1 protein-coding gene is annotated in these 509 nt (G+C 60.7%); it reads right to left on the bottom strand.

The genetic code is table 11. The features are described from left to right. A partial coding sequence (locus tag OSB71_RS24310) for a hypothetical protein (RefSeq protein ID WP_265950957.1) occupies positions 1-335 on the bottom strand: 335 nt, incomplete at its 3' end. Positions 336-509: the final 174 nt, after the last annotated feature.

The following is a 509-nucleotide window of genomic DNA, read 5'->3' as shown; positions in this document are numbered from 1 at the left end:
ACGTCCACGGACGCACCGCCCGGAGGCGGCACCTGCATGTGTGAAATGATGTTCGGACGCTCCGGCAGCCCACACTTCACGATGATCGTCGCGTTCTCATCATCCAGACCACCATTGCCCGGAAAATTCAGGGCAATGTCCTCGCCATCCTGAAACTCGTGCGCGTATTCCTCTAACGGATGGTAGTACTTCGTCTCCTTACTGAAAGACATTCTCACCGCAGGGCTGCCATCCACCAGCAGCGTGCAGAAGTTGTATATCTCAGGCAATACTTCCCCACTCTGTGAGAGCCTCTCGCCCTCCGGTAGAACAGCACGCACGACGTTCTCGTCCATGGACACACCGCACACCCGCTCCGGCACCGCGTACGGCTCATCCCCGGACGCACACCCCACCGCCCCCATCAGCAGGGCCAGACCCAGCACCCACCGTGCAGCACGGGTCCAACTCTTCGCCGTCCAACCACGCGTGCTCATCCCCCCACCACACCTCCTGGAAAGAACCCGTGT

Source organism: Streptomyces marinisediminis (assembly GCF_026262575.1).
GTDB lineage: Bacteria > Actinomycetota > Actinomycetes > Streptomycetales > Streptomycetaceae > Streptomyces > Streptomyces marinisediminis.
This window is presented reverse-complemented; position numbering and strand designations above follow the sequence as displayed.